Below are 7,841 nucleotides of genomic sequence, written 5' to 3'. Positions count from 1 at the left end.
TTTTGCGGAAATCACCAGCGGTGTTTATAATTAAAGACATTTTTAGTGGCATTTAACGCAGTGAGGGAGGCACAAGCACACACGCCCAGCGGATAGAGAACACAAAAGGAAATAAGGAGTCTGAAAAACTCTCGACAACAAAGCTTAGCATTCAACAAATAGAATGAAGATATGGTAAGATAGTGGGTAAAGCGCTTACCACAATAGATAAAGGCATCACAGGAGGTAATGAACAATGAGCAAAAACGTTGGGCGTATTGAGGAGTTCACACTCTACAGCAACGAACTTAATGAAGAAATGACCCTGATGGTATACACACCAGCTAACTATTCACCACTCTATAAATACAACATCTTAATAGCTCAGGATGGAAAAGACTACTTTACACTAGGTCGTATTGGAAGCACAACGGACAAACTGCTAGCCGCAAACGAAATGCAAAATACCATCATCGTAGGTATACCTTACAAAGACGTAAAAGATAGATGGGAAAAGTATCACCCAGACGGAAGCAAAAACAGTGCCTACATTCGCTTCCTTGCACATGAACTGACGCCATATATCGATGAGAAATATCCATCGTATCAAATGGGGATGGGACGAGCTCTTATTGGAGATTCTTTAGCTGCAACTGTCTCCTTGATGACCGCTCTTTCTTACCCGCACACATTTGGCAAAGTCATCATGCAATCTCCATATGTGGATGAAAAGGTTATGTCTAAAGTACAGGATTTCGGACAACCTTCCTTCCTTTCTCTTTACCATGTAATTGGAACAAAAGAAACCGAAGTACCTACCACAAATGGAGAGAAGAAAAACTTCATCGAACCAAACCGTGCCCTGCACTCATTAATGAAAGAAAAAGGTTTCTCTGTATACTACGAAGAATTCGAAGGCACACATACCTGGACCTACTGGCAACCAGACCTAAAACAAGCCCTACCAAAAATGCTATCGTAATTTAAGTGAAATTAGTTGGCAGTTGGATATTTAGAGCTGTGGATTGGAGCAAAAGGCGAAGACTCCTGAGGGAGATAGCGCTAGGTGGAGACCCCGCAGGCGAAGGCGAGGAGGCTCCAGCAGCGCCCCTAGGAAAGCGAAGCCTTTTGCGGAAATTCACAGCGATGTTTTAACAATATCTAAATTGCTACAGGTGTTATCCACCACCAATAGTTATTTATGCATGAACAGGAAACTTTTCTATTCTTTTGAAAAAAATTACGATAAAATAAAAGTAGAAGTTACTTTATTGCAAACGCTAATAGGAGGGATATTGGATGAAATATGGAATAGCTATTTTTCCGACCAAAAAATTACAAGATCTCGCAAATTCATTTCGAAAACGTTATGACACTCACTACGCACTAATTCCGCCGCATGTGACGTTAAAAACAGCATTCGAAATAGATGAAAGTGATATGAAATCAGTAACCGATGAGCTTCAAGCTATCGCGAAAGATACCACACCAATCCCTTTGAACATTTATAAAGTGAGCTCTTTTGCTCCAGTAAACAATGTCATTTACCTTAAAGTAGATCCAACAGACGAACTTGTATCACTACATGAAAAGCTTCATTCCGGCATTGGGTATTTTCAAGATAACCGCGAATTTTCCTATGTCCCTCACATAACTATTGGACAAAATTTATCTGATGATGAACACTCGGACGTTTTAGGTCAATTAAAAATGACCAATATTGAACATGAAGAAATGGTTGACCGCTTCCACCTTTTATATCAATTAGAAGATGGCATGTGGACGGTTTATGAAACATTCCGATTTGGAAAGGATTGCTGACCCTTGCATGTACAAGTTGTAGATACAGAAAAAGAACTGCAGGATGCTTATTCTGTTAGGAAAATAGTTTTCGTAGAAGAGCAGCATGTTCCTCTTGAAGAAGAGATTGATCAATACGAAGAAGACTCTACCCATTTTGTATTGTATGATGAAGATCAAGCAGTCGGAGCTGGTCGCTTCCGTATTGTGGAAGGCATTGGAAAAGTAGAGCGAATTTGCGTTCTTCCTTCCTATCGCACCTCCAAAGGCGCCGGTCGCCTTATCATGAATACCATTGAAGAATATGCAATGACAAAAGAAATGCATGTATTAAAGCTGAATGCTCAAACACATGCGGAAGCCTTTTATGCAAAGCTAGGATATGAAACGATTTCTGACATTTTCATGGATGCAGGAATTCCTCATGTCACCATGACTAAAAATATCTAGAAAGATATCTCTCTAAGGGAAACCTGATGAGAGATATCTTTTTTGTTTTCTCATACTTTTACCGCTCCTAACGAATACTACTGTCAAGGACCCAACATAAAGGATGACACAATAATGATGGACTACGGTCAAATTGCAGTAGAATTGGTAATCGGTTTCTTTGCCCTATTTTTCATTACCCAGATGCTCGGTAAAACACAAATCACTCAAATAACGCCATTTGATTTCATATCAGCACTTGTATTAGGGGAACTTGTGGGAAATGCATTATATGATAATGATATAGGTGTGGTGAAAATCCTCTTTACATTAGGGATGTGGGGAATTTTAATCTTATTACTTGAAACGATCACACAGAAAGTGCGAAAAACTAGAGGCATATTAGAAGGAAGACCGTCTATTGTCATACATAAAGGAATGATAAACAAAAAAGAGTTGAAGAAATGCAAACTAGATATTGATCAACTAAGACATCTACTTCGTTCAAAAGGTGCTTTCTCCATTCAAGAAGTGGAGTATGCCATACTTGAAACTGATGGAACTGTCAGTGTGTTAAAGAAACACCCCTATGCTCAACCTATTAATGAAGATCTTAATATCCCTATTAAAAGTGTCACGCTTCCGATTCCCGTAATTTCTGACGGAGAAATTTTAATGGACAATTTAGATGAATTCAACCTTTCAGAGCAATGGCTACTAAACGAAATAAAAAAAATTGGCCACCATACCCCACAAGACATTGTATTTGCCGAATGGGAAGAAGGAAAGCCAATATTTGTGCTGCCTTACACAGAAGAAGATTCCACGACCAATTGATTGTCTCGAACGATGAGTTTCACACGTTGTTCTTGTATTAATTTGGTCAAATAAGCTGTCACTGCTGTTCTGAATAACATAAATGACGGCACGTTGCGAATGGTAATTCCTTTCTCGGCGCAAGCTTTTGTGACTAACTGTTCAATCGTTAATCCATTTTTCTCATGATTAATTAGTGAGAATAGTAAAAGCTCCATCTGGCGGTGAACCTGTATATTTTCTTTAATAGTAGGAAGGAAGTTTTTTTCATAATTCCCGTGTCCAGGTACCGCACCTGCACATGGGAGCTTTTTTATTTTTTCAAGGCTTTCCATTGTCTGTTTTGCATCGACAATATAAGGAATCCCGTGTTTATGTATGACTTCCACATCGAAATAGGCGTCTGCGGCAAACAGAATATCTTCAACCATCACTCCAAACTGATGGTAACTGTGCCCGGGTAAATCAACGGTCTTAAAGCGGGCATCTCCTTCTATTACCTCCCCTGCTTCTTCAAGAATTAGATCCACTTTTACCGGCTTGCCTTCTAGAAACTTATTCCGCCATTCCTTAATCGGGTTGACACCATGAAACAAGTATAGAGGCTCTAGCATCGGTTCTTGGAGGATGGCAACTTCAAATTTAGGAGCGATGGTATAAATCTTATGTTCGCTTTGCAAATAGGCCGCTCCGCCGTAATGGTCGGCATGGGCATGGGTAAGGAATAAATGCGTCAATGGTAGTTCCTTATTTTTCAGCGTTTTTATCACTTTTCTCATCGTCTGTTCTTCAAGCCCTGCATCAATGAGCATTCCTTGCCTGTTTGAAAAGCGCACATAACCTATGTTAACGGCCCCTTGAAAATAAAACACGTTATCTGTTATCGGATGAAACTCCACGTCACACACACTCCCTATTTCATTAAACTACTAGATGGTTTCGTGAAAGAAGCGCCCTTTTCCTGTTATGTCCGCCAATAATTTATCGGAAATGCCAGAAGTCTGCTTTTCTCTTTTTCGATTAACCTGGTTATGCTGTATATTTTTATGAATTTCTTCCCACGATAGCTGCTGGTCCACTCTGTAAAAAGCAGGTCTTATAACAGGATCAAGTTTAAGCATTTGTTTTTCGGAAATAGTACGGTTTGCATATTGTGTGTAGGCATCCATTTGTACTGGTAAAACATATCCCATCACATTTCTCCCCTTCCTATTCTACCTATATTTTTCCCTGTTTTTGCATAACACAAACTTCCTTTGACTCGTGTTCTCTCTATATAATATGTGGTACTATGGATAAGATTGACGGTTATAAAGGAGTCTGCACAATGAAATCTGCTGTTTGGAAAGAACGAACATTACATATAAAATCAATGACTAGAGAATTGTATCAAGAGGTGTACGACGCCGGTGTAAAGGGCGATCTAACATGCAAATTCTGTGGTGAGAGGGTTAAGCTTTATTTAGGATTAAGGAAAGAACCTCATTTTTTTCACCTAGATGCTTCTATCACTCATAAAGAAGAAATACCGAAGACAGAAACAGTGGTAACCAAAAAACAAGAATATGTGGAGCGAGATGGATTTCGTTATCCAAAATCAAGAACTGTTATTGCGGAAAAAGAAAAGCCAGTAGAGACATGGAAAGCACCAAAGCCGCTAACACATCTTCCTATCTTTATTAAAGAACATACGAAAAGCCATTTGAATATAAGCGGGTTCTTTCATGGATTACAAGAAAAAAATATATTTTTAGATCCTGCCCAGCAAGAAGCTGTTTCGACAGTAGACGGACCATTACTAGTACTTGCCGGCGCCGGCAGCGGGAAAACACGAGTATTAATCACTCGGGTGGCATATATGGTTCAAGAGAAACAACTCGATCCAAAATCCATCATGCTCATTACCTTTACAGCGAAGGCAGCCAATGAAATGAAAGAGCGATTGCGTCTATATGAGACCCACGGTTCAAGAATGTTCACTAATCTTCTATCCGGTACGTTTCACAGCATTTTCTACAGAATGCTACAACACCATCACCCCCAAAGGTGGAATGGGGAGAACTTGTTAAAATGGGATTGGCAAAAGGAGCAATTTCTAAAACAGGCCGGGCGCAAACTTGGCTTAGATGAAAAAGACTTCCCATTCGATCAGGCCATTCAGCAAATCGGCTATTGGAAAAATAATATGCAGACACCTAAGGAGATTAATCCGACCAGCAAGCTGGAAGAGCAGTTTCAAAGTTTATATCAAGACTATGAGGACTGGAAACGCGAGAAGGATGTTTTTGACTTTGATGACATGTTGCTAGGTTGCTACGAACTTTTGTTGGAAAATCCAACTCTGCTCACAAAATACCAGGAAAGGTTTCAATATTTCCTGATTGATGAGTTTCAAGATATTAATAAAGTACAATATGAAACAATGAAACTACTTGCCAAAAGCGGGAATATCTGCGCGGTTGGGGACGATGATCAGTCGATATATGCGTTTCGAGGCAGCAGTCCCGATTATATATTGAACTTCCACAAGGACTTTCCTTCTACCAAAGTCGTCACCCTTTCTGAAAACTACCGATCAACTCACACAATAGTTGCGGCAGCCAACCAGGTGATTGAAAACAATAGGAACCGCCGAGTGAAAAAAATGATCGCTCAGCATGACAATAAACATTACCCTGTTTTATTTTATCCTTACGATGAGGAAGAGGAAGCTACCATTATCGTACAAGATATAAAGGAACAAATTGAACAAGGCGCCACACCTAGTGATTTTGCGGTCCTATATCGGACCCATAGTGCCGCACGCGCAATCTTTGAGAGGCTCTCACAATCCGGGCTTCCCTTCAAGCTTGATCAAGATTACGAAAGCTTTTATAAAAGAAGGATCGTGAAAGGCATCCTTGGTTTCCTGCGACTAAGTCGTGACTCCAATGACGTTCAGGCACTATCCGATATTCTGCCGGCCTTGTTCCTCAAGCAATCAAACCTCCAAGATGCAAAAGCCATTAGTATTCTGGAAGATTGCAGTTTAGTAAAATCATTGAGTAAATTGACCAATGTACAGCCGTTTCAAGTAAAAAAAATCCAACGTATCATCCCATTATTTAAAACACTTGCCAACGTCTCCCCTTCCGTTGCTCTGGAGATGATTGAAAAAGACATGGGGTTTGATGACTACATTAAGAAACGCGGGAATGAAGGGAACGCACTTGAAAAAGGATCTGATGACATTCGTGACTTGAAGGTGGTTGCCCGCAAATTCAAGACCATTGCTGAATTTTTAGATCATGTAGAAGATATGATTGCCAAAACGGATGAGATGAAAAAGCTCAGCAAGCAATATTCAAATGCCATCCACCTTTCCACCATCCATCGCTCTAAAGGCCTTGAGTATACAAATGTTTATGTCCTTAGTGCCGTCGATGGCAGTATCCCGCATGATTTCGCACTAGAATCCTACCGAAATGGTGAACTCAGTGCACTAGAAGAAGAACGCAGGCTTTTATACGTGGCCATGACAAGAGCAAAGGAAACCTTGCAAGTCTCTGTTCCTATGAATCGAAGAGGAAAAAAGGCATACATGACTAGATTTATTAAAGATATTCTCTAACGGAAAGCGCAAATCCTTCTTCATTTTAAGGATTGTGCTTTTCGTTTTGTCAACAAAAATCATTCAAAAAAATTTTATTTTTAGAATAGTTGAAAAGTACGTTTTAACTGCTCCTATCTGGGTATGTACCCTTTATAGATGAGTTGAAAGGGGTATATTCTTTTGAAAACATTGGAGCCTTACCATAACTGTTCCATCACAAAACTGTCCGATGAATCCCTCCAGTTTGCTTATGAAAACGCCAAAGCAGAGAATCTCGATCACTATTTTATACAGCTACTGGAAGCAGAACTACTGAAACGAAAAGAAGGTTGCGTGTATTAAATTCTCCAATTTCTAGCTGAAAAATGATACTATTTAGAGTATATAGATAATTTTTTTTGAAAAGGGGATGTCCAATGGCCAACGTCACAAAGGAAGAGAAAGATGTACAATATACCTTTCACAGAAAAACAGCAATTAACCTATTTAATGAAGTTTGGGATTTGATGGAGAAAGGGGAACGCACTCCTGAAGAAGATTTCCAAATGATACATAAAGCACATGCCTCCCGTTTTCACTGGGGCGAAATCGGCGAACCTGTTAACTTCTCTCGCGGCGAATGGCAAATATCCAGAGTTTATGCCGTTTTACGACGCCCAGAACCATGCCTAGCACATGCAAAAAGAAACCTTGAAATCGTTTTAGAACATGAGATAAAGGACTTTGACCTCGCATTCGCATACGAAGCTCTAGCCCGAGCTTACAGCCTAAGCGGAGAAAGTGAGACTAAGGAAAAATACCTTACCCTCGCCAAAGAAGCATCCACACTAATCGCAAAAGACGCCGACCGGAATGTCGTGTTGCAGGATTTGGAGACGATTGAATAGATTTTCATTAGGTCATGTTTTTTCTAGCTGGTGATTTGAATCAAAAGGCGAAGACTCCTGAGGGAGACAGCTGTAGCTTGAGACCCAACATGCGTAGCGAGGCCACTTAAAACTGATAACCTAAAATTTTTTACGATTCCTAGCTGGTGATTGGAGCAAAAGGCGAAGACTCCTGAGGGAAATAGCGCTAGGTGGAGACCCTACATGCTTAACGAGGCCACTTAAAACTGATAACCTAAAATTTTTTACGATTCCTAGCTGGTGATTGGAGCAAAAGGCGAAGACTCCTGAGGGAAATAGCGCTAGGTGGAGACCCTACATGCTTAACGAGGCCACTT

At 40.2% G+C, this 7,841-nt stretch carries 9 protein-coding genes; 7 read left to right on the top strand and 2 right to left on the bottom strand.

Annotated features, from left to right (window positions below; translation table 11 throughout):
* Positions 1–235: 235 nt before the first annotated feature.
* The 4 genes from AAV98_RS16755 to AAV98_RS16740 all read left to right on the top strand — a co-directional run bounded on the left by AAV98_RS16755 (position 236) and on the right by AAV98_RS16740 (position 3,045).
* Positions 236–961, top strand: coding sequence for an alpha/beta hydrolase (locus AAV98_RS16755; protein ID WP_060666685.1), 726 nt, complete (start codon positions 236–238; stop codon positions 959–961).
* 317 nt (positions 962–1,278) lie between these two features.
* Complete coding sequence (locus AAV98_RS16750) at positions 1,279–1,800, top strand: YjcG family protein (RefSeq protein WP_060666684.1); 522 nt, start codon at positions 1,279–1,281, stop codon at positions 1,798–1,800.
* Positions 1,801–1,803: 3 nt separating this feature from the next.
* Positions 1,804–2,229, top strand: a complete 426-nt coding sequence (locus AAV98_RS16745; protein ID WP_060666683.1) for a GNAT family N-acetyltransferase — start codon at positions 1,804–1,806, stop codon at positions 2,227–2,229.
* A gap of 114 nt (positions 2,230–2,343) precedes the next feature.
* The gene (locus tag AAV98_RS16740) at positions 2,344–3,045 is read left to right on the top strand and encodes a DUF421 domain-containing protein (RefSeq protein ID WP_060666682.1); all 702 of its coding nucleotides are present in this window, start codon (positions 2,344–2,346) and stop codon (positions 3,043–3,045) included.
* On the opposite strand, the gene AAV98_RS16735 is transcribed toward AAV98_RS16740, so the two are convergent.
* The gene (locus AAV98_RS16735) at positions 3,015–3,923 is read right to left on the bottom strand and encodes an MBL fold metallo-hydrolase (protein WP_060666681.1); all 909 of its coding nucleotides are present in this window, start codon (positions 3,921–3,923) and stop codon (positions 3,015–3,017) included. The two genes, AAV98_RS16740 and AAV98_RS16735, sit on opposite strands and share 31 nt — an antisense overlap.
* Positions 3,924–3,953: 30 nt before the next feature.
* Complete coding sequence (locus AAV98_RS16730; protein WP_060666680.1) at positions 3,954–4,217, bottom strand: hypothetical protein; 264 nt, start codon at positions 4,215–4,217, stop codon at positions 3,954–3,956.
* A 134-nt stretch (positions 4,218–4,351) separates the two neighbouring features.
* Here AAV98_RS16730 and AAV98_RS16725 point away from each other — a divergent pair, with 134 nt between their 5' ends.
* The 3 genes from AAV98_RS16725 to AAV98_RS16720 all read left to right on the top strand — a co-directional run bounded on the left by AAV98_RS16725 (position 4,352) and on the right by AAV98_RS16720 (position 7,503).
* A complete protein-coding gene (locus tag AAV98_RS16725) occupies positions 4,352–6,634 on the top strand; it encodes a UvrD-helicase domain-containing protein (RefSeq protein WP_060666679.1) in 2,283 nt (760 codons plus the stop codon).
* 162 nt (positions 6,635–6,796) lie between these two features.
* Positions 6,797–6,958, top strand: coding sequence for a sporulation histidine kinase inhibitor Sda (gene sda / locus AAV98_RS20065; protein ID WP_197284318.1), 162 nt, complete (start codon positions 6,797–6,799; stop codon positions 6,956–6,958).
* A 74-nt stretch (positions 6,959–7,032) separates the two neighbouring features.
* Positions 7,033–7,503, top strand: a complete 471-nt coding sequence (locus AAV98_RS16720) for a hypothetical protein (protein WP_060666678.1) — start codon at positions 7,033–7,035, stop codon at positions 7,501–7,503.
* Positions 7,504–7,841 lie beyond the last annotated feature (338 nt).

Source organism: Bacillus sp. CHD6a (assembly GCF_001293645.1).
Lineage (GTDB): Bacteria > Bacillota > Bacilli > Bacillales > Bacillaceae_I > Sutcliffiella_A.
The sequence above is the reverse complement of the archived record's forward strand: the minus strand, read 5'-3'. Positions and strand labels throughout refer to the sequence as shown.